The organism is Mycolicibacterium baixiangningiae (genome assembly GCF_016313185.1).
GTDB lineage: Bacteria > Actinomycetota > Actinomycetes > Mycobacteriales > Mycobacteriaceae > Mycobacterium > Mycobacterium baixiangningiae.
Map to the genome: position 1 here is coordinate 3,473,065 of NZ_CP066218.1, position 25,322 is coordinate 3,498,386.

Below are 25,322 nucleotides of genomic sequence, written 5' to 3' on the forward strand. Positions count from 1 at the left end.
GAAACAGAGAAGAGAACCGCCTCATGACGGAGGTCACTTCCCCGGAGAGCCTGCTGTTCGCCTCGACGGCGCAGGCATTCCTCGAGAAAGAGGCGTCGCTGGCGCGGGTGCGCGAATTGCATTCCACCGGAAAGTCGTTCGAGCCGCAATGGTGGCAGCGCGCCGCCGAACTGGGTTGGGCCAGCCTGCTGGTGCCCGAAGAACTCGGCGGCGGCAGCGTCTCCGGTAACGGGGTCGCCGACCTCGCACTCGTCGCCGAGCAGATCGGCAAGACCGTCGCACCGGGTCCCCTGCACCCGGTGTCGACCGTGTTGGCCGGCCTCGTGGATGCGGACGAACCCGAACGCCACGCCGAACTGATCGAATCGCTCGTCAGCGGTGAGTCGGTGGCCTCGTGGGCGGTCTACCAACCCGGCCACGGATGGTCACCGCACCACCCGGGTGTCACCGCGTCCGCCACCGGATCGGGCTTCCGCCTCGATGGTGTCGCCGACCGCGTGGAGGCCGGAGAGCAGAGTGCTGCAGTGTTGGTGGTGACCCTCTGCGACGGTGCGTTGCGTCAGTTCATCGTCCCGACGGACGCACCGGGTGTGACGGTCGAACCGCAGCGCTCTATCGACCTCGTCAAACGCTACGCCCGCGTGCAGTTCTCCGGTGTCGAGGTCGAGGAGTCGGCGGCGGTGGGAACCGCGGAGCAGACCGCTGTGCTGATCGACAGGCAGAGCCAGATCGCCCAGGTGCTGCAGTGCGCCGAAGTGGTGGGCATCCTCGGCACGGTCGTCGACCTGACCGTGCGATGGGCGTTCGACCGGCATTCGTTCGGCCGGCCACTGGCGTCCTATCAAGCGCTCAAACACCGGTTCGCCGACCTGAAGATCGGCGTGGAGGCGTGCCGGGCGACCACCCGCGCCGCTGTGGCCTCGGTGGCGAACCGGGCACCCGACGCCAACTTCAACGTCAGCGCCGCGAAATCGTATGTCGGCGAACATGCGTCGCCCATGATCCAGGACTGCGTGCAGCTGCACGGCGGCATCGGCGTCACCTGGGAGCACGATCTGCACCTCTACCTTCGGCGCGCGGCGCTGTATCGGTCGATGTCCGGCACCCCCGAGGACCACAATCTGCGCGTCTACGCGCTCACTGAAGAGCTGGAGTCCGCCTCATGACCGAGACGCCCACCCGTGACCAGTTGGCGCCCACCGAGGCCGCCGAGTCGGTCGAGGAGTTCCAGGCCAGGGCCAGGACGTGGCTCGCCGACACCATGCCGCTTATCGACCCGGCCAACCCGCCGGACGCCGATCGCGGCGAGGAAGGGCCGTGGCTGCGCGCCCGGGAGCTGCAGAAGAAGCTGCACGAGGGCGGATTCGCAGGCATCTGTTTCCCCAGGGAGTACGGCGGCCTGGGCCTGTCCATCGCCTATCAGCGGGCATTCGACCAGGAGTCCAAGCCCTACGAATTGCCGATCATCCTGAACACGCCGACGTTCACGATCTGCGCGGCCACCATCCTCGACACCGGCAGCGAGGCGCAGAAACAGCAGCACATCGGCGGCGTGATCCGCGGCGACGAGATCCTGGTGCAGCTGCTTTCGGAGCCCAGCGGCGGCTCGGACCTGGCCGGGGTGATCACGCGGGCGGACCGCCGCGGCGACACGTGGGTGATCAACGGTGCGAAGACCTGGAGCACAAGCGCTTTCGCCGCCGACTACGGGCTCCTGCTGGCGCGCACCGATTGGGATGTGCCCAAACACGAGGGCCTGACGATGTTCCTGGTGCCGCTCGACGCTCCGGGAATCACCATGCGCCGCATCAAACAGGTCGACGGCGGCAACGAATTCTGCGAGGAGTTCTTCGACGATCTGGAGCTGGGTGACGACGCCGTGGTCGGCGAGGTCAACAAGGGCTGGGAAGTAGCGTCACGCCAGCTTTACCACGAGCGGCGCGCGGTCGGTGGCGGCTCCGAATTCGCCAGTGGCATCGGGCCGGAAGGGATGACCGACCAGCCGGTCGACTACGTCGCCCTGCTGGCGGCGACCGGGCAGTCCGACAGCGAGCGCATCCGCGAGATGGCCGGGCGGGCACTGGTCCGGCGCAAAGTGCAGGAGCAACTGATCGACCACGTGTATCACGGTGTGCTCGACGGCACCCTGCCCCCGGCGGCCGGGTCGATCATCCGGATCACCCATGCCGAGTCGATCCAGTTCGAGATCGACACAGCGCTTTCGATCTCCGAGAGTTCGGCGGTGGTGGACGGCGGCGACGGGCTCATCCGATTCGGCGAGCGTTTTCTGTCGCGGCAGACCGCATCCCTGGGCGGCGGCACCACCGAGATCGCCCGCAACATCATCGGCGAACGCGTGCTGGGCTTCCCCCGCGAGCATGCGGCCGACCGCGGCGTGCCGTTCAAGGACGTCAAGCGCAACCATGCCTGACGGAGTCGTCAGAAGAGCGTGGGCTGCACCGGCGCCGCCGCGATCGTGGCCGCCCCGACGAGAGGCTCCGTGCGACGGCGCCCACCGGTGAGCCCGTGTTTCTTCAGCAGGGGCGCAGCGCGGGCGGCCAGCATGTCGCGGTAGTCCGCGGGCAGATAGGCACCACGCCGGTAAAGCGCCCGGTAATCCCCGACCAGCTCGGGATGGGCGCCGGCCAGCCACGACATGAACCAGCCGCGGGTCGAACCGCGCAGGTGGAGCGCGAACACCGTCGCGCTCCGGGCACCGGCCGCGGCGATGTCACCCAGCAGGCTGTCGAGATGTTCCACCGAATCCGTCAGCCGCGGCAGCACCGGCGCCACCATCACGTGACAGTCCAGGCCGGCCTCCCGGATGGCGGCGATCAGGGCGAGCCGCGCCTGCGGTGAGGGGGTGCCCGGTTCGATGTCGCGGTGCAGGTCCGGGTCACCGATCGCGAGCGAGACGGCCACGCTCACCGGCACCCGTTCGGCCGCCTCGGTGATCAAGGGCAGATCCCGGCGCAGCAGTGTGCCTTTGGTCAGGATCGAGAACGGCGTGTGCGAATCCCTCAGCGCGGCGAGGATTCCCGGCATCAGGCCGTAGCGGCCCTCGGCGCGCTGGTAGGGGTCGGTGTTGGTGCCGAGGGCGACGGTCTCCCTGCTCCACGACGGCCGGCGCAACTCCCGACGCAGGACGTCGACGACGTTCGTCTTGACCACGACCTGGGTGTCGAAATCGGTGCCGTTGTCGAAGTCGAGGTATTCGTGGGTGGGGCGGGCGAAGCAGTAGCGGCAGGCGTGCGAGCAGCCTCGGTAGGCGTTGACCGTGTACTGGAAGGGCAGCATCGCCGCGTTCGGCACCTTGTTGAGCGCGGACTTGCACAGCACCTCGTGGAATGTCATCCCCTCGAACTGCGGCGTCCGCACACTGCGCACGAAACCGATGCGCTGCAGGCCGGGCAGCGCTCCGTCGTCGACCTCGACACTCTGACCGGCCCAGCGCATAGCCATATTCGAACGTAGGTTCGAAGTCCTGTCAAGGCCGGGTACGGCCTCGGTTGACGGGTGACCCGCCAACCGTGCTAGCCTGAACGCAGAATGCTCTCTGCATTCGTAGGTAAGTCGAAAGTAATAAAGATGACACAGGGAACCGTTAAATGGTTCAATAGCGAAAAAGGCTTCGGCTTCATCGCTCCCGACGGCGGCTCTGATGACGTCTTCGTCCACTACTCTGAGATCCAAGGCGGCGGTTTCCGCTCGCTCGAGGAGAATCAGCGGGTCGAATTCGAAATCGGACAAGGTGCAAAGGGTCCGCAGGCTACCTCGGTGACCGCGATCTAGCAGATCTCAACGAATTGTGGGCCGCCGGATTTTTCCGGCGGCCCACAGTCGTTTTCAGGAGTCGATCGTCACCGCTTCTTCTCGTCTGGTGCGTCCGAGAATTCCGGATTCTGCACGGGCGGAGACGATTCCTGCGCCGGACTCGGCTCGTTGACCACGGGATGCGAAAAAAGATCGCCGTTATTCATTGGTGAAAACCCTTCAAGAGTTTCTACGGAGCGGCCGTCTTTTCGGCCGGAAAACACCGCTGACGTGAGCGGGTCACCCTCCACCATACCCTCCTCCTCCATCTCGGCGCGGCCGGATCACCGAGCGCGAGCGCGCACCGCGTACCGCTGCCCCCGTCCGACCGCGGGACCACGACACTGTCCAAGGCCCGAGTTGCCAGATATCGAGCTGCGCGTTGACTTTGCCTGCGCACCACCGAGTAGGTGACCAGGTGAGAGCCGCGCTCCGTGGCCGGATCGGCGCTCGCCACGGCCGAACCGGCTCGGATACCCCGTTGAAGCCGCGTCCAGACGCGAGCCGTGCAGGTTAATTTGTTCGTCACACACAGTCATTTGCCAGAAACACCGGCGTCTTAACGTGCCGGTGCGGCACTGCCTCGGTGCCTGCGCGTGCCCGCGCTGTTGACTGACCGAAAGGCCCTCCATGCGACAACCAGGACGCTCCCCGTTCCACAGATCCGCACTTGCTGCGGGAAGTCTGGTGGCCGTGACCGCCATGTTGCTGGCCGGCTGCGGTAGCAAGGCCACCGACACCGATGCGGCGAGCGCCGCGTCCTGCGTGGACACCTCCGGCGCGAACGTCAAGGTGGGTTCGCTCAACTCGCTGTCGGGCACGATGGCGATCTCGGAGGTCACCGTTCGCGACGCCATCAAACTGGCCGTCGACGAGATCAACGGTGCCGGTGGGGTGATGGGCAAGCAGATCCAGCTCATCGGCGAGGACGGCGCTTCCGAGCCGACCGTGTTCGCCGAGAAGGCCGAGAAGCTGATCAGCAGCGACTGTGTCGCCGCCGTGTTCGGCGGCTGGACCTCGTCGAGCCGAAAGGCCATGCTGCCGGTTTTCGAGAGCGCCAATTCGCTGCTCTACTACCCGGTGCAGTACGAGGGACTCGAAGCGTCGAAGAACATCTTCTACACCGGCGCCACCACCAACCAGCAGATCGTGCCTGCGCTGGACTACCTCAAGGAGAAGGGCACAAAATCGCTGTACCTGGTCGGCAGCGACTACGTCTTCCCGCAGACCGCCAACCGCATCATCAAGGCCTACGCCGAGGCCAACGGCATCGAGATCAAGGGCGAGGACTACACGCCGCTGGGCTCGACCGACTTCTCCACCATCGTCAACAAGGTCCGCACGGCCGACGCCGACGCGGTGTTCAACACGCTCAACGGCGATTCCAACGTCGCGTTCTTCCGTGAGTACCGCAACGTGGGCCTCACCCCGCAGGCCATGCCGGTGGTGTCGGTGTCCATCGCCGAAGAAGAGGTCGGCGGCATCGGCGTGCAGAACGTCACCGGTCAGCTGACGGCCTGGAACTACTACCAGACCATCGACACGCCGGTGAACAACGCGTTCGTCGCCGCCTACAAGAAGGCCTACGGCGCCAACAAGCCGACCTCGGATCCGATGGAGGCCGCGTACGTGTCGGTCTACCTGTGGAAGAACACCGTCGAGAAGGCGAAGTCGTTCGACGTCAAGGCCATCCAGGACAACGCAGGCGGCGTGTCGTTCGACGCACCCGAAGGCAAGGTCACGATCGACGGCGAGAATCACCACATCACCAAGACCGCCCGCATCGGTGAGATCCGCCCCGACGGACTGATCTACACCATCTGGGAATCCCCCGGGCCGATCGAGCCGGACCCGTACCTGAAGTCCTACCCGTGGGCCGCCGGACTCTCCAGCTGAGCACGTGGACGTCCTGATCGGGCAGCTGGCAACGGGATTGAGCCTCGGCTCCATCCTGTTGCTGGCTGCGCTCGGACTCTCGCTGACCTTCGGTCAGATGGGAGTCATCAACATGGCCCACGGTGAGTTCATCATGGCCGGCTGCTACACCGCTTATGTGGTGCAGCAGGTGATCTCCAGCGCCGGTGCGTCACTGCTCATCTCGCTGGTGGTCGGGTTCTTCGTCGGCGGCGCGATGGGCGCCTTGCTCGAGGTGACGCTGATCCAGCGGATGTATCACCGCCCGCTCGATACGCTGCTGGTCACCTTCGGTGTCGGCCTGATCCTGCAGCAGATCGCCAGGGACATCTTCGGCGCTCCCGCGGTGAACGTCGTTGCGCCGTCGTGGCTTTCCGGCGGCGTGGAGATCCTCGGCGCGGTGGTGCCCAAGACCCGCATCTTCATCCTGGTGCTCGCCGTCGTGTGCGTCGCGGTGCTGGCCACCGTGCTCAAGACCAGCCCGATGGGCCGACGCATCCGCGCGGTCGTGCAGAACCGCGATCTCGCCGAGACCAGCGGAATCTCGTCGCGCAAGACCGACATCACCACGTTCTTCATCGGGTCGGGTCTGGCCGCGGTGGCCGGGGTCGCGCTGACCCTGATCGGGTCGACCAGCCCGACCACCGGTCAGAGCTTCCTGATCGATGCGTTCCTGGTGGTGGTCGTGGGCGGCCTCGGGCAGATCAAGGGCACCGTCATCGCGGCGCTGGCGCTGGGCTTCCTGAACTCGTTCATCGAGTACAACACCACCGCGTCGCTGGCCAAGGTGATCGTCTTCGTGATCATCGTGATCTTCCTGCAGGTTCGTCCGCAGGGCCTGTTCACCGTTCGGACAAGGAGTCTCGTGTGAGGACACTTCTCGGGCGTTGGCAGACCTGGGCCGGGTTCGCAGTCGCGGCGGTGCTGTTGTTCGCGGTGGCGCCGGCGATCCTGTCGGACTTCCGGCTGGGCCTGCTGGCCAAGTTCCTCTGCTTCGCGATCGTCGCGGTCGGCATCGGCCTGGCCTGGGGTCGCGGCGGCATGCTGGTCCTCGGCCAAGGGGTGTTCTTCGGCCTCGGCGGCTACATGATGGGCATGCACCTCAAGATCTCCGACGCGCAACTGCGCGGAGACGACGTGCCGGACTTCATGCAGATCGCCGGCGTGCGTGAATTGCCCGGCTACTGGGCGCCGTTCACCTCCCCCGCCTTCACGCTGCTGGCGATCGTGCTGATTCCCACCGGCATCGCCGCGGTCCTGGGCTTCGGGGTGTTCAAGCGCCGGGTCAAGGGCGCCTACTTCGCGATCCTGTCGCAGGCTCTCGCCGCGGCGTTGGCGATCCTGCTGGTCGGCCAGACCGGGCTCGGCGGCAGCAACGGGCTGACGAACTTCCGGACCTTCTTCGGGTTCGCCCTCAACGATCCGGTCAACAAGCAGATGCTCTACTTCATCGCCGCGGCCGTGCTGCTGGTCGTGGTCGCGGTGGTGCGGCAGCTGATGCAGAGCCGCTACGGCGAACTGCTGGTCGCGGTGCGTGACGGTGAGGAACGGGTGCGCTTCCTCGGCTACGACCCGGCCAACATCAAGGTGGTGGCCTACACCGTCGCCGCGTTGTTCGCCAGCATCGCCGGTGCGCTGTTCGCACCGATCGTCGGGTTCATGGCGCCGTCACAGGTGGGCATCCTGCCGTCCATCGCGTTCCTCATCGGTGTCGCGATCGGCGGCCGGACCACCCTGCTCGGGCCGGTACTGGGTGCCATCGGCGTCGCGTGGGCGCAGACGCTGTTCTCCGAACGGTTTCCATCGGAGTGGATTTACGCCCAGGGTCTGCTGTTCATCGTCGTCGTCGGCTTCTTCCCCGCCGGCCTGGCCGGGCTCGGCGTCCTGCTCAAGCGACGGCGTGGGCGTAAACCCGAACCGGCAGAACCGGACCCGGACCTGCAGTCAGACCCCGATCCGGACACCCAAAAGGTGGGAGCGCCCACATGACCACCACCCCCGATCTCGAACCGGTCGCCGGCGGCAACGCGGGGATGGGTGCGGAGTATCTCGAAGTGCGCGGTCTCACCGTGGATTTCGACGGCTTCAAGGCGGTCAGCGATGTGGACCTGACACTGTTCCAGGGTGATCTCCGGTTCCTCATCGGGCCCAATGGCGCCGGTAAGACCACGGTCATCGACGCCATCACCGGTCTGGTCGGCGCCGCCGGCTCGGTCAACAAGTCCGGTGTGGAACTGCTCGGCAAGAAGGTGCACCAGATCGCCAAGCTGGGGGTGGGACGGACCTTCCAGACGGCGAGCGTCTTCGAACAGCTCAGCGTGTTGCAGAACCTCGACATCGCCGCCGGTGCCCACCGATCGGCCTGGACCCTGTTGCGCCGCCGGCGTGGGGTGTCGCCGGCGATCGAGGAGGCACTCGAGACCGTCGGGCTCACCGAGATGGCCGACAAACCCGCAGGCGTCCTCGCCCACGGACAGAAGCAGTGGCTGGAGATCGGCATGCTGCTGGTGCAGAACGCCGACGTGCTGCTGCTCGACGAACCCGTTGCGGGGATGAGCACCGAGGAACGCGAAGAGACCGGAAACCTGTTGCGCCGCATCGGTAGTGAGCGCACGGTGGTCGTCGTCGAACACGATATGGACTTCATGCGTGCCTTCGCGACGTCGGTGACCGTGCTCGCCCGCGGACAGGTGATCGCCGAAGGGTCGGTCGCCGAGGTGCAGGCCAACCCCAAGGTGCAAGAGGTGTACCTGGGCACCGCCGCCGCGGGTGCCGACGGCATCGCGGACGAACTCGTCGGAAAAGATGACTGATGCTGGAACTCGTCGACGTTCGCACTGGGTACGGGCGGTCCGAAGTCCTCCACGGCGCGAGCATCGAGGTGCCTCCAGACGGGGTGGCCGCGGTGATGGGCCACAACGGCGCCGGTAAGACCACGCTGCTGCGGGCGGCGGTGGGGTTGCTCAAATGCACTGGCGGACAGGTGAAGTTCGAAGGTGAGAACATCACCAGACTCCGGCCCAGCGCGCGGGTGGCCCGCGGGCTGGCCTATGTGCCGCAGGGTCAGCAGTCGTTCGGTCAGCTGACCACCGCGGAGAACCTCCAGGTGGTCGCCGATGGCCGCAAGAACGGCAAACAGCTGATCGACGAGCAGCTCGATCTGTTCCCCGCGCTCAAGGAACTGCTGACCCGCCGCGCCGGCCTGCTCTCCGGTGGTCAGCGCCAGCAGCTCGCGATCGCCCGCGCACTCATCACCAGCCCGAAATGCCTGATCCTCGACGAACCCACCGAGGGCATTCAGCCGTCCGTTGTCGCCGAGATCGAGGCGGCCATCACCGCTCTGACCGCACGCGGCAACCTCGGCGTCCTGCTCGTCGAACAGCACATCGGCTTCGCGCTGGAATCCGCGCAGCGGTACTACATCCTCGAAGCCGGGCGCATCACGTCGAGCGGCACCGGCGGTTCGGCGTCGGAGGCCGACGTGCGCGCCGCCATGGCCATCTGACTGGGCCCTCGCCTCTCAGAGTTCGAGCGTGACTCCCGCCCCCACTTCGAGCGCCGCTTCATGAATGGCCGACGCGACCGCCATGTCGCACACGGCCATTCCGATGTTGCTGTTGACGATCAGCTGGTCGGGGCTGGTGCGGCCGGGATGGAGACCGGCCAGGACCTCCCCGGTCTCGGCGGTGATCGCGGGGCTACCTCCGGGGTAGTAGCCCATCTCGACGAACAGATCATGCTCATCGGTCGAGTCGACGATGTAGGCGTCCGCGCGATGCGAGATCTCCGGCGCCCAGAACGTGTTCAGGTCACACGGGATGATCGTCTGGCCGGCCGACACCCAAGAGTCCTTTACATGTGACTGCGGCTCGCGCACGACGACCGTGGCCGAGCTGAGCACTTCGCACTCCTTGACGATCTGCTCGATCGACTCCCCGACCCGGATGGGGACAGGGACCTCGCTCTGGATCTCGGCGACCATCTTCTCGGCGACTTCCGGGAATCTGTCGTAGACCACGATCTCTTCCAGCTTGTCCAGGTAGTGGCCGGCGAACAGCACGTGCTCGCGGCCCTGAACGCCCGCGCCGAACATGCCGAACCGGGTTGCGTCCGGGTGCAGCTTCTTGGCCATCAGCACGGTGACGGCCGGCGTCCGCACCGCGGTCAGCCAGCTGCAGTCCATGACGCACACCGGCACCCCGGTCTCGACGTCGTTGACGCACAACAGGCCGGTCGTCTGCGGAAGGTTGAACTCCCGCGGATTCCGCGGATAGCACTCGATCCATTTGGCCCCCACCAGGTTCATCTCCGGCAGATAGGCCGGCATCGCGTGGAAGAACACGTCCTCATACGGATGCACGCCGATCTTGGCCGGCATCTCGTAGCGCTTGTTGCCGTGCTCGACGAGCGACTGGAGAACCTTGTCGAGAATCGACTGCCGGGAGAGGCCGAGCCCGATGACGTCGGACTTGGACAGGTAGAGCAGGTTCTTTCCCTTGACGATGCCGGTCATCTACTTCGGTCCCTTCTCATGGCGAGCTGAGGTCACTTGATTACGGCTTTGCTGGTCTCGGGAGCCCACGCGAGCGAGGCGAGGAAGCCGATCAACGGGAACAGCGCGAGGGATAGCAACGCCAGGTTGATTCCGATGCCGGCGATCAACACCGGCAGCAGGTACGTCGCGATCGCGGCGCCGACGCGGCTCATCGATGCCGAGAAGCCCACCCCTGTAGTGCGGAGTCGGGTCGGGAACATCTCCGACGGGTAGACGAACTGCAGGTTGGACGCGCCGGATGCGACGAACAGATAGACCCCGGTCGCGATGGCGAGCACCGCCAGCGGCGCAGCGGGGAAGATGCCGAGCACCAGCAGGGCCGCGAGCGTGACTCCGAACGTCCAGACGGCCAGGGAGCGCCGCTTGGTCACGGCGACCACCCAGATGAAGATGGCGGCGCCGGCGAGCTGCAGCATGTTCATGATGAAGTCACGTTCGAACCCGGACGGTAGGCCGAGATTGTCCAGAACCGGCGTGATGAAGGTGAAGATCGCAAACAGCGGGCCGACCTGGCACGCCCAGAACAGGCCGCCGTAGGTCGTATTGCGCCAGTGCTCCTTGCTGAACAGCTCGGAGAACTTGCCGGAGGTGACTGCGGGCTCGATCTCGGGCAGCGTCGTCCCGGGCGGAAAGTGCTTGTCGACGATCGTCTGCGCCTCGGCGACGCGGCCCTGCGATTGCAGCCACCGGGGTGATTCGGGCAGCCAGATTCGTGCGACCGCGACGAGGATGGCGGGGATCGCGCTGCTCGCAAGGACCAGCCGCCAGTTGTCCTCGGCCCACGCCAGGCCGACAAAGTTCGCGCCGACGAAGCCGACGAACCAGGTGGTCTGCAGGGTGGACAGCAGCGCCGCGCGGGTGCGTGCGGGCACGAATTCCGATAGCAGCGCCGCACCTACGGCGTACTCGACGCCGATCGCGACGCCGATCAGGATGCGGTAGAGGGTCAGGTCCCATGTGCTGACCGCGACCAGCTGAAGCAGCGACAGGACGATGAAGGCGACGAGGTTCCAGCGGAAGACGACTCGTCGTCCCCAGCGATCGGCGGCCTGTCCCAGGAAGAGGCCGCCGATGAAGATGCCGATCAGGGCGCTGGCGCCCACCAGACCCTGGCTGACCGGTGAGAAGCGCATTTCATCGGTGGCCGCAGTGATCGAACCGCCGACCACACCGAGGATGTACCCGTCGAGCGCTGTCCCGCCCAGGGTGCAGAACGCCGCCAGCGTGTGAAGGCGATTCCATTTGGCGTTGTCCATCGACGTCGCCTCGGCCGCCGTGGGGCTCGAGTCCGAAATCCCCAGGGGGCGCTTCGACATGTGACTCCTTATCGGCGCAAGCCAGTGGTGGCGTCCGCCGTACGACGGGGCTCTGGTGTTGTCCGTCGAGTTTGAGCTGAGTCACACCGTGGAGTCACGCGGCATGCGGAGGAACGTCACACGGTGCCGTACGACACTTGTTGAAACGCGCAGTTCGGGGTGGTGAAAAACCGAATACAGCGGTCCGCGAGGATGGATCCGTGGACGTGAACCTGGTCGACGAGGCACAGGAATTGGTGGACCGTCTTGCGGACCGGCTCAGGCAGTCCGTCGCCGTCGACGATCTCCACGGGAACCTGATCGTGGTCAGCCGCCACTTCGGTGATGCCGACCCCTACCGCGTTCGCTTGATGCTGGACCGCCGTATCCCCCGTGAATACCGCGACTACTTCACCTCCTACACTCGCGACGCCTCGACATCACCGGTCCGGGTTCCCGCCAGGCCGGATCTGTCCCTGACGGCACGGATCGGCTTCCCCATTCGCGGTGAGGCCGGCAACGTCGCGTTCCTGTGGTTGGTGGACCTCGACAAACCCGTGCCGCAGGACCTCATCGAGCGGTATTGCTCGAGACTGGCTCACGTGCTCTCCGCCCGGCGTCGCGACGACGTATCGCTGCCGAACGCGGTTGCGTTGGAACGCCACATTCGTGCGCTGCTGGCCGGAGAGCGTCCTTTCGACCTCCCACCGGAGACCGGCGCCGCCGCCAGGAGCTCCCGATACGTCGCAGTCGCCCATTACGCCGAGACCGCGACGGCGTCGGAACGTCCCGTCATGAGCGCGTTCCGCGACGTCGCGCGGTCGACGGCCGATCTAGGAGTCAGCCTGGTCTGTACGGCGGAACTCGATGGGTGCTCCGTGGCCGTGTACCGGGCCGACGAGCCGGGGGCTGCCGGCTCCGATGCCCGGGAATGGCTACTCGACGAGTGCAGGCGGTCCCTCGGCGGCGCTCCCGGCCGGTTCGGCTGCGGAATCAGCAGGTTCGGCGAATTAGACAGCGTGCGAGAGCTTTTCGCCCGCGCTGCCCAGGCGGCTTTCATCTGCCTGCACCTGTACCACAAGGAGGATGTCGTCGCCTGGGACCAGGTTGCGCCGCTCGCGTCGTTGACCACGCACGACCCGTCGAGCCTCGACGGACGGACCGAGTCGCTGGACTCGTTGCTGCGCGATCCGGAGAGTTTCGCCTTCGTCACGGTGGGTGCGCTGCTGCGATCGGGGCGGAGCCGAAGCCCCGCGGAGATCCTCCACGTACACCGGACAACGCTGCATTACCGTCTGCAACAGATCACCGAGCTGACAGGTTTGGACATGGCCGTTCCGGCTGACCGATTCCTCGGGTTCGCCGTGTGGCTACGCGTCGCCATGCATGCCTCGCCGTTGGAAGAACTGGTGAAGACCCCTGTGTCAGGAAAACAGGTCTGACCGGACCAGGGTGCATACTGCCCGCATGCAAAAGGCGCACTCGTGAAGGCCGTCAGCTGCGAACACGGCACCCTGTCGGTGGTCGACCTGCCCGCCCCGCAGCCGGCGAAAGGCCAGTTGCTGCTCGACGTGCGGCGGTGCGGGATCTGCGGATCCGACCTGCACGCCAAGGACCACTCCGACGAGTTGACCGAAGTCATGAACGGTGTCGGCTATCCGGACTTCATGCGCAGTGACACACCGGTCGTCATGGGCCACGAGTTCTGCGGTGAGGTGGCCGAGCGCGGAAAGGGCGCCGGCAAGGAGTTCAAAGTCGGCGCGCCGGTGGTCTCGTTCCCGCTGGTGCGCGCAGCCGGTGGTGTTCACCTGACCGGGCTCTCCCCCCTGGCGCCCGGCGGCTTCGCCGAGCAGGTGCTCGCCGAGGCCGCGATGAGCTTCGTCATCCCCAACGGGCTCGACCTCGACACCGCCGCGCTGACCGAACCGATGGCCGTAGCCCTGCATGCGGTACGGCGCAGCGAGATCGGAAAGCGCGACGTCGCGATCGTGATCGGCTGCGGCCCCGTCGGCCTCGCGGTGATCTGTCACCTCAAAGCGCTCGGAGTGGGCACGATCGTCGCCAGCGACTTCTCCGCCACCCGGCGGTCCTTGGCGACGCGCTGCGGTGCCCACGTCGTCGTCGACCCGGCCGTCGGATCACCCTACGAGGCGAGTGGTCAGCGAGGCACGATCACCGAGGCTCCGCAACTGTACGAACTCGGCGTCGGCTCCATGGAGAAGCTGCGCCGCGTACCGGGCTGGACACGCCTCTACCGGGCTGCCGAGGCGCTGGGCGCCGCGGGCCCGAAACGGCCGGTCGTGTTCGAGTGCGTGGGCGTGCCCGGCATGATCGACGGCATCGTCGGCGCCGCCCCGCTGCAGTCCCGCGTCATCGTGGTCGGGGTGTGCATGGGCGAGGACCGCCTGCGGCCGGCCATGGCGATCGGCAAGGAGCTCGACCTGCGCTTCGTATTCGGCTACACCCCGCTGGAGTTCCGCGATTCGCTGCACATGCTGGCCGAGGGCAAGGTCGACGCGTCGGCGCTCGTCACGGGCACCGTCGGGCTCGACGGGGTGGCGAACGCCTTTGAGGTGCTGGGCGCCGCCAAGGCACACGCCAAGGTGCTGATCGACCCGCGCAGCACCGCCGCCGCGCTCTAACCCAAGCGCGATACCACCTCTGCGACAACGGCTTCGCGCTCGACTTCGGTCTGCTCGCCGTTCGCGAGGTTCTTCACCTTCACCGCGGCGCCACCCGGGTCGGCGATCAGTGCGATCGACGCCCCCGTCCGGTCGGCCGACTTGAGCGCCGCCTTGAGGCTGCGGTCCCCGTAGGCCACGTCGGCGCGGACGCCGGCCCGGCGCAGATCCGCGGCCAGCACGGCGATGTCGACCTTCGCGTCGGGACCGGACGGGATGCAGTACACGTCGCAGCTGGCCGTCTCCCCCGCGGTCTTGCCTTCGGCCCGCAGCGCCAGCAGTGTGCGGTCGACGCCCAGACCGAAGCCGATGCCGGACACGTCCTGACCGCCCAGTCGGCGCATCAGGCCGTCGTAGCGTCCGCCGCCGCCGATGCCGGATTGCGCGCCGAGTCCGTCGTGCACGAATTCGAATGTGGTCTTCGTGTAGTAGTCCAGACCGCGCACCATGCGCGGGTTGATCACGAACGGCACGCCGAGCGCCTGCAGGTGCACCTGCACCGCCTCGAAATGCGCTTTTGCGCTGTCGGACAGGTGGTCGAGCATCACCGGCGCATCGGCGGTCATCTCCCGCACATGCGGGCGCTTGTCGTCGAGCACACGCAGCGGGTTGATGGTGGCCCGGGTCCGCGTTTCTTCGTCCAGGTCCAACCTGAACAGGAAGTCCTGCAACAGTTCCCGGTACTGCGGCCGGCAGGTGTCATCCCCGAGCGAGGTGAGTTCGAGCCGGAAACCGTCGAGTCCGAGTGACCGGAACCCGGCGTCGGCGATCGCGATCACCTCGGCGTCGAGCGCCGGATCGTCCACGCCGATGGCCTCGATGCCGACCTGCTGCAGTTGGCGGTACCGGCCTGCCTGGGGCCGCTCGTAGCGGAAGAACGGACCGGAGTAGCAGAGCTTGACGGGCAGCGCACCCCGGTCGAGGCGGTGCTGGATCACCGCGCGGATCACCCCGGCGGTGCCTTCGGGGCGCAGCGTGACCGAGCGGTCGCCGCGGTCGGCGAAGGTGTACATCTCCTTTGACACCACGTCCGTCGACTCCCCCACGCCGCGGGCGAACAGCGCGGTGTCCTCGAAGATCGGCAGTTCCACGTCGCCGTATCCGGCCCGGCGCGCGGCCGCCAGCAGCGCGTCGCGGACAGCGACGAACTGCGCCGACTCCGGCGGAAGGTAGTCCGGGACACCTTTGGGCGCCTGGAACGCGGTCTCGGTCACGGAATCAGCCCTTCGAGGAACGGGTTGGTGCGGCGTTCGGTGCCGATCGTGGACTTCGGCCCGTGTCCGGGCAGGACCACGGTGTCGTCGTCGAGCACCAACAGTTTGGTCAGGATCGAGCCGAGAAGATCGCGTCCGCTGCCGCCGGGCAGATCGGTGCGACCGACCGAACTCCGGAACAAGGTGTCCCCGGTCAGCGCGACCGGCGACGTGTCCCCCGCCAGCCGGAACACCACCGACCCGCGGGTGTGGCCCGGCGTGTGGTCGACGGTGACCACCATGCCGCCGAGATCGAGCGTGTCGCCGTCGCGGTCGAGTTCGATCAGCTGGCGCGGCTCCCGGAACAGCGCCCCCAGCAGCATCTGCCCGATTCTGGGGCCGAAGCCCTTGATCGGGTCGGTCAGCATGGGCCGGTCCTCGGGATGGATGTAGGCGGGGCAGCCGTAGGTGTCGGCGACCTTCTGCGCCGACCAGATGTGATCGATGTGTCCGTGGGTCAGCAGCACCGCCGCCGGGGTCAGTCGGTGTTCGTCGAGGACACGGCGCAGCGGCGCCATCGCCCGCTGACCCGGGTCGACGACGATGGCGTCGGACCCCGGTCGCTGGGCCAGCACGTAGCAGTTGCACGCCAACATGCCCGCCGGGAATCCGGTGATCAACACGTATGCCAGTTTCCCATGCCGGTCGCGGTGGCCTTTTCCAGCGGGTCGTTCACCCCACCCTCAGCAAGTTTTGGCACACTCGGTGCCGACCGGACGCGGGTATGACCGCGCAGACGAGGAGGACAGCGGCGGTGCCGACCAACGAACAACGACGCGAGACGGCCAAACGCAAACTCGAACGGCAGCTCGAGCGCCAGGCCGCGCAGGCCCGCAAGCGACGGATCGCGACGATCGTCGGATCCGCCGTAGCCGCGGTCCTCGTGATCGGCGCCATCGTGGCGACCGTCGTCATCAACCGCGACTCGTCGGACACCACGGCGTCGGCGCAGACCCCCACCCCGACCACATCGGGCCCCGCCCAGCCGGCCGCCAACGGTCAGCTGCCCGCGTTCGCACCGCCGGCGGGTCTGGGCGCGGACTGCCAGTACCCGGCGTCCGGCGAGGCGAGCAAGAAGGTCAATGCGCCGCGTACCGGCCAGGTGCCCACCGAACCCGCCGAGGTCAGTGTCAGCATGTCCACCAACCAGGGCAACCTGGGTCTGCTGCTCGACAACGCCAAGGCCCCCTGCACCGTCAACAGCTTCGCCAGCCTGGCTCAGCAGGGTTACTTCAACGACACGCCGTGTCACCGGTTGACCACCAGCCCGACCCTGTCGGTGCTGCAGTGCGGTGACCCGACCGGCAAGGGCACCGGCGGGCCGGGTTACGAGTTCGCCAACGAGTACCCGACGAACCAGTACCAGCAGGACAACCCCGCGCTCCAGGAAGCGGTCCTCTATCCGCGCGGCACCATAGCGATGGCCAATGCCGGGCCGGACACCAACGGCAGCCAGTTCTTCCTGGTCTACCAGGACTCGCAGCTGCCGCCGGGCTACACCGTGTTCGGCAAGATCGACGAGACCGGTCTGGCCACCCTGGACAAGATCGCGCAGGCCGGCGTCGACGGCGGCGGTCAGGACGGTGCGCCGGCCGAGGAGGTCCAGGTCAAGTCGATCCTGCTCGACTGATGAGCTACCCGACGGGGCCCTATCCGCCGCCGCCGGGGTACCCACCCGGATACCCCGGTGCCTATCCGCCGCCACGTTCGACGAACGCGTGGGCCGTCGCGGCGCTCGTGTGCGGATTCCTCTTCGCCCCATTGGGCATCGTGTTCGGCCACCTGTCGCTGTCTCAGATCAAGCGCACCGGCGAGGACGGCCGCGGTCTCGCGCTCGCCGGCCTGATCATCGGCTACGTCATGACGGCGCTGACCATCGTGGTCGTCGTCTTCGGGCTGCTGTTCCTGGTCGCTCTCGCCCAGAGCGTCAGCCAATTGCCCGACGATTCGACCCGGGTCACCGCGGCGCCCGGAGACGCCGGCCGGCTGCCCGCGTTCGTCGCGCCGCGCAATCTGGGCGCGAACTGCCAGTACCCGAAGGGTGACCTCCCTGCCAGCACGCCGGTCACCCCACCGCGCAGCGGGCGCGTGCCGACAGATCCGGCGCAGATCAGCGCCAGCATGTCGACCAGCCAGGGTGACGTCGGACTGCAACTCGACAACGGTAAGTCGCCGTGCACGGTGAACAACTTCGCCAGCCTGGCCCAGCAGGGCTTCTTCGACAACACCACCTGCCACCGGCTCACCACCGCCCGCGCCATGAAGGTGCTGCAGTGCGGCGACCCGACCGGCACCGGCGCGGGCGGACCGGGCTACCGCTTCCCGAACGAATACCCCACGAGCCAGTACCGGTTGTCCGATCCGGGGCTGCGGCGTCCGATCGTCTATCCACGGGGCACGCTGGTGATGGCCAACAACGGCCCCGGCACCAACGGCAGCCAGTTCATGCTCGTCTACGGCGACACGCTCCTGCCGCCGACGTACACGGTGTTCGGGACCGTCGACGCGACCGGCCTGGCGACCATCGACAAGATCGCCGCACGCGGGGTCCCCGGTGGCGGTGACGACGGTGAACCGGCCGCCGAGGTGAGGATCGAATCGCTTCGACTGGACTGAGCGGCGCGGCGCTCGAACTGACGCTGTTGGTGCCGATCCGAATCCGCCACACGCGAATTCGGCGTAATAGTCCGCTATCTCGTCGGCGGCCTGCGTGGCTTCGTCATACGATCCCTCCTCCGGACGGTCCGGCTGCGGGCGCGGCGGTTTCTATCGCGAGTTGGGTGGGCTTTTGCCCGTTGATGCCGTTGAGGTCCATCGGACACGCCGACACCACCACGGCGCAGTCCAGCGCCGCCTCGAACACGACGGCATCGCCGGGCTTGGTCGCCGCCGGTAGCCAGGCCAGCGCACCGCCGTTCCCCACCGGGATGTTCATGAAGATGTTCACCGGCTGCGGTACCTCGGATAACTCGATCTGAAGCGTTTCCAGTGCTTTTCGTAAGTTGTCCGCGCACGATGGATGTCCCGTCAGCCCGTAGCCCCGGTAGCGTTCCGCGTCGCACGCGGCGATCAGCATGTCGTGGATACCGGGTGAGGTGTCCTCCACGAACGCCAGAATGGGTCGGCGTTGGTTGGTGACGAAATGTTCACCGACAGCGGGAAACAGCCGGCTGGTGGCCGTACGGGTGTGCGAGGCGCTCAGATGTTCGGCCGGATCGTCCGCGACGAAGGCGAATACGTCGCCCACCTGACCGCCTTCTACGTCGATCACCCGTATACGGTCGCCCCGTCGCAGGGTCACCGCCCAGCCGGTGCCGGCGGGCACCACCGTTCGTCTCGTCGTGTTCATGGACTCCATGACAGCTATTCAAGCCGCACGGACCGTGGGCGGCCAATGGAAACGCTGACCGCGGTCCGACCCCGCGTCAGTCCAGGATGCGGCGGGCGACGTTGGTGGTGACCAGGTCGAGGAGCTCGTCGCCGCGGCCGGCGAGGATGGTGCGGATGGCGTAGACCGTGAAGCCCTTCGCCTGTTCGGCCGAGATCGCCGGCGGAATCGTCAGTTCCTGACGGGCCACCACGACATCCACCAGCGCCGGGCCGTCGTGGGCCAGGGCGTCGGCGACCGCCTGTTCGAGGTCGCCGGGGTGCTCGACGCGGCGCCCGAACATGCCGAGCGCTTCGGCGACCGCGGCGAAGTCCGGGTTCTTCAGGTCTGTGGCGTAGTTGACGACGCCGGCCGATTTCATCTCCAGTTCGACGAAGTTCAGCGACGAGTTGTTGAACACGATCATCGTGACCGGAAGGTCGTTCTGCAACAGCGTCATGAGCTCGCCGAACAGCATCGCCAGCCCGCCGTCACCGGCCAGCGCGATCACCTGCCTGCCCCGGTCGGCGGTCTGCGCGCCGATCGCGTGGGGTAACGCGCACGCCATCGTCCCGTGGGTGAACGAACCGCTCAGCCGCCGCCGGCCGTTCATCGTCAGATACCGCGCCGCCCAGATCGTCGGGGACCCGACATCGAAGGTGAACACGGCGTCGTCGGCGGCCAACCGGTTCACCACGCCGGCGACGTACTCCGGGCGGATCGGTGTGCGGTCGCGGTCGTTGACCGCCAGCCCGTCCAGCGATCGGCGGGTACGCCGGTAGTGGTTGAGCGACCGGTCAAGATGGGTGCGGTCGGATTTCCCGGCCACCAGCGGCAGCAGCGCCTCAACGGTGTCCTTGACGGTGCCGACGAGCCCCAGATCGACAGGGGTGCGCCGGCCCAGATGACTCCCGCGGATGTCGACCTGAATGACCGTGGCGTCCTCGGGATAGAACTGCGAATACGGGAAGTCCGTGCCCAGCATCAGCAGCAGATCCGCTTCCTTGATCGCCTTGTAGCCCGAGGCGTAGCCGAGCAGCCCGGTCATCCCGACGTCGTACGGATTGTCGTACTCGAGGTGCTCCTTACCGCGGAAGGCGTGCACGATCGGCGACTGCAGGGCCGCGGCGAGCCGCACCACCTCGTCGTGCGCGCCGGCGGTCCCCGCCCCGCCGAGGATCGTCACCCGTGTCGCGGCGTCGAGCAGGTCCGCCGCGCGCCGCAGCGACGCGTCGTCGGGACGGATGACCGAACGGCTGGCCACCACCGGCCGGTTGGTCCACCGCCCCGCCGACAGCCGACTCTGGAAGACCTCACCGGGGACCACCACGACGGCCACCCCGGACTCCTCGACCGCGGCGCGAATGGCCATCTCGAAGATGCGGGGCGCCGATTCGGCGTTGCTGACCAGTTCGCAGTACACGCTGCACTCGCGGAACAGCTCCTGCGGATGCGTCTCCTGGAAGTAGCCGGACCCGATCTCCCCGATCGGGATGTGGGCGGCGACCGCGAGCACGGGCACCCGCGTGCGCTGCGCGTCGTACAGACCGTTGATCAGATGCAGGTTTCCGGGCCCGCAACTCCCCGCGCAGACCGCGAGCTGACCCGTCAGCGCGGCGTCGGCGGTCGCGGCAAACGCCGCGGCCTCCTCGTGGCGTACGTGCTCCCACGTGATGGCCGCGGACCGCCGGATCGCATCGGTGAAGCCGTTGAGGCTGTCGCCGGGCAGGCCGTAGACCCGGCGCACCCCGCTGGCCTCGAGGGTCGAGATGAGGTGCTGCGCGACGGTTGCCACCGGTCAGGCTGCTGAGGTGACGCGGTAGACGTCGAAGACGCCTTCGACGTTGCGCACCACCCGCAGCAGGTAACCCAGGTGTTTGGGGTCGCCCATCTCGAAGGTGAACCGGCTGATCGCCACCCGGTCGTTGGACGTGGTCACCGACGCCGACAGGATGTTGACCTTCTCGTCGGCGAGCACCCGGGTGACGTCGGAGAGCAGCCGGTGCCGGTCGAGCGCCTCGACCTGGATGGCCACCAGGAACACCGACGACGGGGACGGCGCCCACTCCACGTCGATGATGCGTTCGGCCTGATCCTGCAGGGATTCGGCGTTGGTGCAGTCGGTGCGGTGCACGCTGACCCCGCCACCCCGGGTGACGAAGCCCATGATCTGGTCGCCCGGCACCGGCGTGCAGCACTTGGCCAGTTTGGTCAGCACCCCCGGCGCCCCGGGCACCGAGACGCCGGTGTCGTCGGTGCTGCGCTGGCGGACCGGCATGGTGGCCGGGGTGGACCGTTCGGCGAGCTCGTCCTCGGCCGCGTCGTCGCCGCCGAACTGGGCGAGCAGCCGCTGCACGACGTGCCGCGCCGAGACGTGACCCTCGCCCACCGCGGTGTAGAGCGCCGAGACGTCGGCGTAGCGCAGTTCGCGGGCCAGTGCCGCCATCGACTCGCCGTTCATCAAGCGCTGCAACGGAAGTCCGCCCCGGCGCACCTCCCGCCCGATGGCGTCCTTACCGGCTTCGAGCGCCTCCTCGCGGCGTTCCTTGGCGAACCACTGCCGGATCTTGGCCTTCGCACGCGGGGACACCACGAAGCCCTGCCAGTCGCGCGACGGCCCGGCGCCTTGCGCCTTGGAGGTGAAGATCTCGACGACTTCGCCGTTTTCGAGTTTGCGCTCCAAGGCCACCAGCCGGCCGTTGACGCGTGCGCCGATGCAGCGGTGCCCGACCTCGGTGTGCACGGCATAGGCGAAGTCGACCGGCGTCGACCCGGCGGGGAGCGTGATCACGTCACCCTTGGGGGTGAAGACGAAGATCTCCTGAACGGCGAGGTCGTAGCGCAGCGACTCCAGGAACTCGCCGGGGTCGGCGGCCTCCCGCTGCCAGTCGAGGAGTTGGCGCATCCACGCCATGTCGTCGATCTCGGCCGCGGTGTGACCGGCCGGTGAACTGTTGCGGCCCTTGGCTTCTTTGTAGCGCCAGTGCGCGGCGATGCCGTACTCGGCGGTGCGGTGCATATCGCGGGTGCGGAGCTGCACCTCCAGCGGTTTGCCCTCCGGCCCGACGACGGTGGTGTGCAGCGACTGGTAGACGCCGTAGCGGGGCTGGGCGATGTAGTCCTTGAACCGCCCCGCCATGGGTTGCCACAGCGAGTGCACGACGCCGACCGCGGCGTAGCAGTCGCGGATCTCGTCGCACAGGATCCGCACACCCACCAGGTCGTGGATGTCGTCGAAGTCGCGGCCTTTGACGATCATCTTCTGATAGATCGACCAGTAGTGCTTGGGCCTGCCCTCGACAACGGCGTTGATCTTGGACTTGCTCAGCGTGGCGTTGATCTCCGCGCGCACCTTGGCCAGATAGGTGTCGCGCGAGGGGGCCCGGTCGGCGACCAGGCGCACGATCTCGTCGTACTTCTTCGGGTGCAGGATCGCGAAGGACAGGTCTTCGAGTTCCCACTTGACCGTGGCCATACCCAGCCGATGAGCAAGGGGGGCAATGACTTCCAGCGTCTCACGGGCTTTGCGGGCCTGCTTCTCCGGCGGCAGGAACCGCATGGTGCGCATGTTGTGCAGCCGGTCGGCGACCTTGATCACCAGGACGCGCGGATCGCGTGCCATCGCGATGATCATCTTGCGAATGGTCTCGCCCTCGGCGGCGGTGCCCAGCGCCACCTTGTCGAGTTTGGTGACGCCGTCGACCAGATGGCCTACCTCGGCGCCGAATTCTGCGGTCAGCGCGTCGAGGGTGTAGCCGGTGTCCTCGACGGTGTCGTGCAGCAATGCGGCGATCAGCGTGGTGGTGTCCATCCCCAGTTCCGCGAGGATGTTGGCCACCGCCAGCGGATGGGTGATGTACGGGTCACCGGATCGGCGCATCTGATCGGCATGCCGCTGCTCGGCGACCTCGTAGGCGCGCTGCAACAGCGTCAGGTCGGCCTTGGGATAGAACTCCTTGTGCACCGCCACCAGCGGCTCGAGCACGGGGTTGACCGTGCCGCGCTGTGCGGTCATCCGGCGGGCCAGGCGTGCCCGTACGCGCCGCGACGCGCTCGACGATGCCTTCGGAGCGTCGGCCTTCGGAGCGTCGGCCTTCGGAGCGTCGGCCTTGGGAGCGTCCGGCGTCGCGGGTTCGGGGACGTCGACGATCGGCAGCGGTGCGGTGACCGGTCCGGCCGTGGTCGTGTCGTCAGCCATCAGTACACCTCCTCGTCCCCGTGCAGACCTCGAGGATATCCCTCACACCGTGTAGAGGCTGGTGACCGGCAGCGGCTGCACCACGTCACGCCCCCGCAGGGCGGTCAGCTCCAGCACCACCGCGGCGTTGCGCACCGTCGCGCCGCCGCTGGTGAGAAGTCGATGCGTGGCGGCCACCGTACCGCCGGTCGCCAGCACGTCGTCGATGATCACGACGGTGCGCCCGGAGATGTCGAGGCCGTCGGCCGGGATCTCCAGCGTGGCCGAGCCGTATTCGAGGTCGTAGGTCTGCGAGTGCACCGGCGGCGGGAGCTTGCCACCCTTGCGCACCGCCAGGACTCCGGTGCCCAGCCGCAGGGCGACCGCAGCGCCCAGCAGGAAGCCCCGGGCGTCGATGCCGGCCACCAGGTCGACGCCCTCAGCCGTCTCGGCGAGTGCGTCGGTGACCGCCGACAAACCCTCGGCGTCGGCGAGCAGCGGGGTCAGATCCTTGAACTGGACGCCGGGGTGGGGGAAGTCGGCCACCTCGCGCATCAGCGACTCGATCACCTTGCTGATGTCGGTGCCTGTCCCCCGGTCACTTCGTTCCTGCCCGCCGGTCACTGCGACAACCTCCATCGGTCCATGTTCCAGCCTGCACCCCAACGCGTCGGATTGCTGCTCACCGCATACATCTTCGACGAGGTGAGCAGTGTGCGCTGCTGACGGTACAGCGGAAGGGTCGGCATATCCGCCCACAGCATGGGTGCGCCCTCCCCCAGCAGCCGGGCGAGTTCCTTCGGATCCGACGTGACCGCCAGCGCCCCGATGATGCCGTCGATGCGCGGGTTGGAGTATCCGCTCAAGTTGTTGCCGTTCCCGGTGTGCAACGCATAGGCGTCCAACGCCGAGGACCCGGTGGAACCGCTGCCCGGCGCCCCGCCCGTGCTGGCCAGCAGAACGTCGATTTCGTTGGCGCGCAATGTCTGTGGGCTGACGGCCGGACCAGCGGCGTCCACCACGGTGATACCGGCGGGCGTACAGGCCTTGGCGATGGCGCCGACTGTCGCGGCGAGTCTGGCATTGGGGCTCTGGTAGCCGATCCGCACGGTCAGTGGCCGGTTCGCCAGTGCACCCCGGGCGGCAGCGGGATTGGAGACGCCGAACTGGCCGACCTCGGGCGTGGACTCCGCGGCGCTGAAGGCATCCTCGTCGGCCGGGTTGAGCCGTGAGTTCGCGATCGGGACCTCGGCGTTGCGGGCGATGACGTCGCGCGGTGTGCAGAAGGCCAGCGCGCGGCGGGCCGGCGGGGCGGCGAGCGGTCCACGCGGCGCGAAGATCAGTTGTTCGACACCCGCGGACGCGCTGTCGGCGCGGACGTAGTCCTCGGGGAGGTTGAGGATGCCCGACGATCCGGCGGCGATGTCGACCACGTCGTAGGCGCCCTCGTTGACGCGTTCCTGGATGTCGGCACCGCGCGGCCACACCGTGATCCGGTTGGTCACCGGCGGGGTGCCCCACCATTTGTCGTTGGCGACCAACGTGACGGCGCCCTCGCCGGTCACCGAGTCCAGCTTGTACGGGCCCGACGACGGGAACTTCTTCACGTCGACGTCCGGGGTCAGGTTCCAGGTGGTGTTCCAGGCCTCCGCGATGCGCTCGACGGTCGGCTGGTCGCCGGACTGCAGGGCCCCGGTGACGTCGACGCCGAGCTCGTCGGCGAGGATGTGGGAGGGCATGAGCGCTGTGGCGCTGAACAGCTGCCCGAAGTCGACGAGGCCGCGGTCCGGCGCGAACGACACCCGGGCCCGCTTCTGCCCGGGTGCGCAGTCGACCGACGCGATATCGCGGTAGCCACCACGGTTCGCGGCGTCGAACCGCGGAAAACGCCCGGACTGCGACGCCCACGCCAGCACGAGATCGTCACAGGTCACCGGTTTGCCGTCGGAGTAGACCGCCTTGTCGCTGATCTGGTAGTCGAGCACCAGCGGTGCGCGCCCGACGACCGCGATGGTGCCGAAGTCGTGATCGCCGACGATCTGTCCTTCGGGTCCGTGGTAGTTGAACCCTGTCAGCACGCGCGCGAAGGCCTGCGGGCCGCCGGAGGCCGCACCGGCCACGGTGTTGGTGTTGTAGCTGACCAGCGCGCCGTCCACGGCGTAGTCCACCGCGTCGGCGGCGCTGCCCCCGCAGGACGACACCACGGCCGCCGCCAACGACGCGACTACCGCCGCCGCCGCGGCCCGCCGGATCCGAGCAGGCATGCC

23 protein-coding genes are annotated in these 25,322 nt (G+C 67.5%); 12 read left to right on the forward strand and 11 right to left on the reverse strand.

The genetic code is table 11. The features are described 5' to 3' along the window. Positions 1-23 precede the first annotated feature (23 nt). Together I7X18_RS16240 and I7X18_RS16245 are read left to right on the forward strand one after the other, a co-directional pair. Positions 24-1,166: an acyl-CoA dehydrogenase family protein gene (locus I7X18_RS16240; RefSeq protein ID WP_193043099.1), complete on the forward strand. Its 1,143-nt coding sequence runs from the start codon at positions 24-26 to the stop codon at positions 1,164-1,166. Beyond that, positions 1,163-2,431 (forward strand): acyl-CoA dehydrogenase family protein, encoded by a 1,269-nt coding sequence (locus I7X18_RS16245; RefSeq protein ID WP_193043100.1) that lies wholly within the window; start codon positions 1,163-1,165, stop codon positions 2,429-2,431. The genes I7X18_RS16240 and I7X18_RS16245 overlap by 4 nt, the downstream gene beginning before the upstream one ends. A gap of 8 nt (positions 2,432-2,439) precedes the next feature. Here I7X18_RS16245 and I7X18_RS16250 read toward each other — a convergent pair whose 3' ends face one another. Continuing rightward, positions 2,440-3,456, reverse strand: a complete 1,017-nt coding sequence (locus I7X18_RS16250) for an Rv2578c family radical SAM protein (protein WP_193043949.1) — start codon at positions 3,454-3,456, stop codon at positions 2,440-2,442. 132 nt (positions 3,457-3,588) lie between these two features. Here I7X18_RS16250 and I7X18_RS16255 point away from each other — a divergent pair, with 132 nt between their 5' ends. Then, a complete protein-coding gene (locus tag I7X18_RS16255) occupies positions 3,589-3,792 on the forward strand; it encodes a cold-shock protein (RefSeq protein ID WP_011559693.1) in 204 nt (67 codons plus the stop codon). A gap of 68 nt (positions 3,793-3,860) precedes the next feature. Here the strand turns inward: I7X18_RS16255 and I7X18_RS16260 are convergent, their stop codons facing one another. Next, the gene (locus tag I7X18_RS16260) at positions 3,861-4,067 is read right to left on the reverse strand and encodes a hypothetical protein (RefSeq protein ID WP_193043101.1); all 207 of its coding nucleotides are present in this window, start codon (positions 4,065-4,067) and stop codon (positions 3,861-3,863) included. Between the two features lie 376 nt (positions 4,068-4,443). Here I7X18_RS16260 and urtA point away from each other — a divergent pair, with 376 nt between their 5' ends. The 5 genes from urtA to urtE are packed head-to-tail and all read left to right on the forward strand — an operon-like array spanning position 4,444 to position 9,232. Beyond that, entirely contained in the window at positions 4,444-5,709 is a 1,266-nt protein-coding gene (gene urtA / locus I7X18_RS16265) for an urea ABC transporter substrate-binding protein (RefSeq protein WP_193043102.1), read from the forward strand. A 4-nt stretch (positions 5,710-5,713) separates the two neighbouring features. Then, the gene (gene urtB, locus I7X18_RS16270) at positions 5,714-6,598 is read left to right on the forward strand and encodes an urea ABC transporter permease subunit UrtB (protein WP_193043103.1); all 885 of its coding nucleotides are present in this window, start codon (positions 5,714-5,716) and stop codon (positions 6,596-6,598) included. Beyond that, positions 6,595-7,716 carry an urea ABC transporter permease subunit UrtC gene (gene urtC, locus I7X18_RS16275; protein ID WP_193043104.1) on the forward strand — a complete coding sequence of 374 codons (1,122 nt, stop codon included), beginning with the start codon at positions 6,595-6,597 and terminating at the stop codon, positions 7,714-7,716. The genes urtB and urtC overlap by 4 nt, the downstream gene beginning before the upstream one ends. Further along, positions 7,713-8,540, forward strand: coding sequence for an urea ABC transporter ATP-binding protein UrtD (gene urtD, locus I7X18_RS16280; protein WP_193043105.1), 828 nt, complete (start codon positions 7,713-7,715; stop codon positions 8,538-8,540). The genes urtC and urtD overlap by 4 nt, the downstream gene beginning before the upstream one ends. Beyond that, the gene (gene urtE, locus I7X18_RS16285; RefSeq protein ID WP_193043106.1) at positions 8,540-9,232 is read left to right on the forward strand and encodes an urea ABC transporter ATP-binding subunit UrtE; all 693 of its coding nucleotides are present in this window, start codon (positions 8,540-8,542) and stop codon (positions 9,230-9,232) included. Before urtD ends, urtE begins: the two co-directional genes overlap by 1 nt. A gap of 15 nt (positions 9,233-9,247) precedes the next feature. On the opposite strand, the gene I7X18_RS16290 is transcribed toward urtE, so the two are convergent. Beyond that, the gene (locus I7X18_RS16290; protein ID WP_193043107.1) at positions 9,248-10,240 is read right to left on the reverse strand and encodes an ornithine cyclodeaminase family protein; all 993 of its coding nucleotides are present in this window, start codon (positions 10,238-10,240) and stop codon (positions 9,248-9,250) included. 32 nt (positions 10,241-10,272) lie between these two features. Then, positions 10,273-11,598 carry an MFS transporter gene (locus I7X18_RS16295; protein ID WP_193043108.1) on the reverse strand — a complete coding sequence of 442 codons (1,326 nt, stop codon included), beginning with the start codon at positions 11,596-11,598 and terminating at the stop codon, positions 10,273-10,275. Between the two features lie 200 nt (positions 11,599-11,798). Between I7X18_RS16295 and I7X18_RS16300 the strand changes: the two genes are divergently transcribed. Together I7X18_RS16300 and I7X18_RS16305 are read left to right on the forward strand one after the other, a co-directional pair. After that, positions 11,799-13,019 (forward strand): helix-turn-helix domain-containing protein, encoded by a 1,221-nt coding sequence (locus I7X18_RS16300; RefSeq protein WP_193043109.1) that lies wholly within the window; start codon positions 11,799-11,801, stop codon positions 13,017-13,019. Positions 13,020-13,061: 42 nt separating this feature from the next. Then, complete coding sequence (locus tag I7X18_RS16305) at positions 13,062-14,219, forward strand: zinc-binding dehydrogenase (protein WP_193043110.1); 1,158 nt, start codon at positions 13,062-13,064, stop codon at positions 14,217-14,219. Here I7X18_RS16305 and hisS read toward each other — a convergent pair. Continuing rightward, on the reverse strand, positions 14,216-15,472 hold the full coding sequence (gene hisS / locus I7X18_RS16310; protein WP_193043111.1) for a histidine--tRNA ligase: 1,257 nt from the start codon (positions 15,470-15,472) through the stop codon (positions 14,216-14,218). The two genes, I7X18_RS16305 and hisS, sit on opposite strands and share 4 nt — an antisense overlap. Next, a complete protein-coding gene (locus tag I7X18_RS16315; RefSeq protein ID WP_193043112.1) occupies positions 15,469-16,134 on the reverse strand; it encodes an MBL fold metallo-hydrolase in 666 nt (221 codons plus the stop codon). Before I7X18_RS16315 ends, hisS begins: the two co-directional genes overlap by 4 nt. A 131-nt stretch (positions 16,135-16,265) precedes the next feature. Here I7X18_RS16315 and I7X18_RS16320 point away from each other — a divergent pair, with 131 nt between their 5' ends. Beyond that, a complete protein-coding gene (locus I7X18_RS16320; protein ID WP_193043113.1) occupies positions 16,266-17,141 on the forward strand; it encodes a peptidylprolyl isomerase in 876 nt (291 codons plus the stop codon). Next, positions 17,141-18,127: a peptidylprolyl isomerase gene (locus tag I7X18_RS16325; protein WP_193043114.1), complete on the forward strand. Its 987-nt coding sequence runs from the start codon at positions 17,141-17,143 to the stop codon at positions 18,125-18,127. The genes I7X18_RS16320 and I7X18_RS16325 overlap by 1 nt, the downstream gene beginning before the upstream one ends. A gap of 103 nt (positions 18,128-18,230) precedes the next feature. Here the strand turns inward: I7X18_RS16325 and I7X18_RS16330 are convergent, their stop codons facing one another. From I7X18_RS16330 to I7X18_RS16350, 5 genes are all read right to left on the reverse strand, one after another. Then, the gene (locus I7X18_RS16330; RefSeq protein WP_232375255.1) at positions 18,231-18,860 is read right to left on the reverse strand and encodes a DUF1989 domain-containing protein; all 630 of its coding nucleotides are present in this window, start codon (positions 18,858-18,860) and stop codon (positions 18,231-18,233) included. Between the two features lie 76 nt (positions 18,861-18,936). Beyond that, positions 18,937-20,673: a ubiquinone-dependent pyruvate dehydrogenase gene (gene poxB, locus I7X18_RS16335; protein WP_193043116.1), complete on the reverse strand. Its 1,737-nt coding sequence runs from the start codon at positions 20,671-20,673 to the stop codon at positions 18,937-18,939. Between the two features lie 3 nt (positions 20,674-20,676). After that, positions 20,677-23,076: a RelA/SpoT family protein gene (locus I7X18_RS16340; protein ID WP_193043117.1), complete on the reverse strand. Its 2,400-nt coding sequence runs from the start codon at positions 23,074-23,076 to the stop codon at positions 20,677-20,679. A 42-nt stretch (positions 23,077-23,118) separates the two neighbouring features. Beyond that, positions 23,119-23,694: an adenine phosphoribosyltransferase gene (locus tag I7X18_RS16345; RefSeq protein ID WP_193043118.1), complete on the reverse strand. Its 576-nt coding sequence runs from the start codon at positions 23,692-23,694 to the stop codon at positions 23,119-23,121. Continuing rightward, positions 23,676-25,319: an ABC transporter substrate-binding protein gene (locus I7X18_RS16350; protein WP_193043119.1), complete on the reverse strand. Its 1,644-nt coding sequence runs from the start codon at positions 25,317-25,319 to the stop codon at positions 23,676-23,678. Before I7X18_RS16350 ends, I7X18_RS16345 begins: the two co-directional genes overlap by 19 nt. Positions 25,320-25,322: the final 3 nt, after the last annotated feature.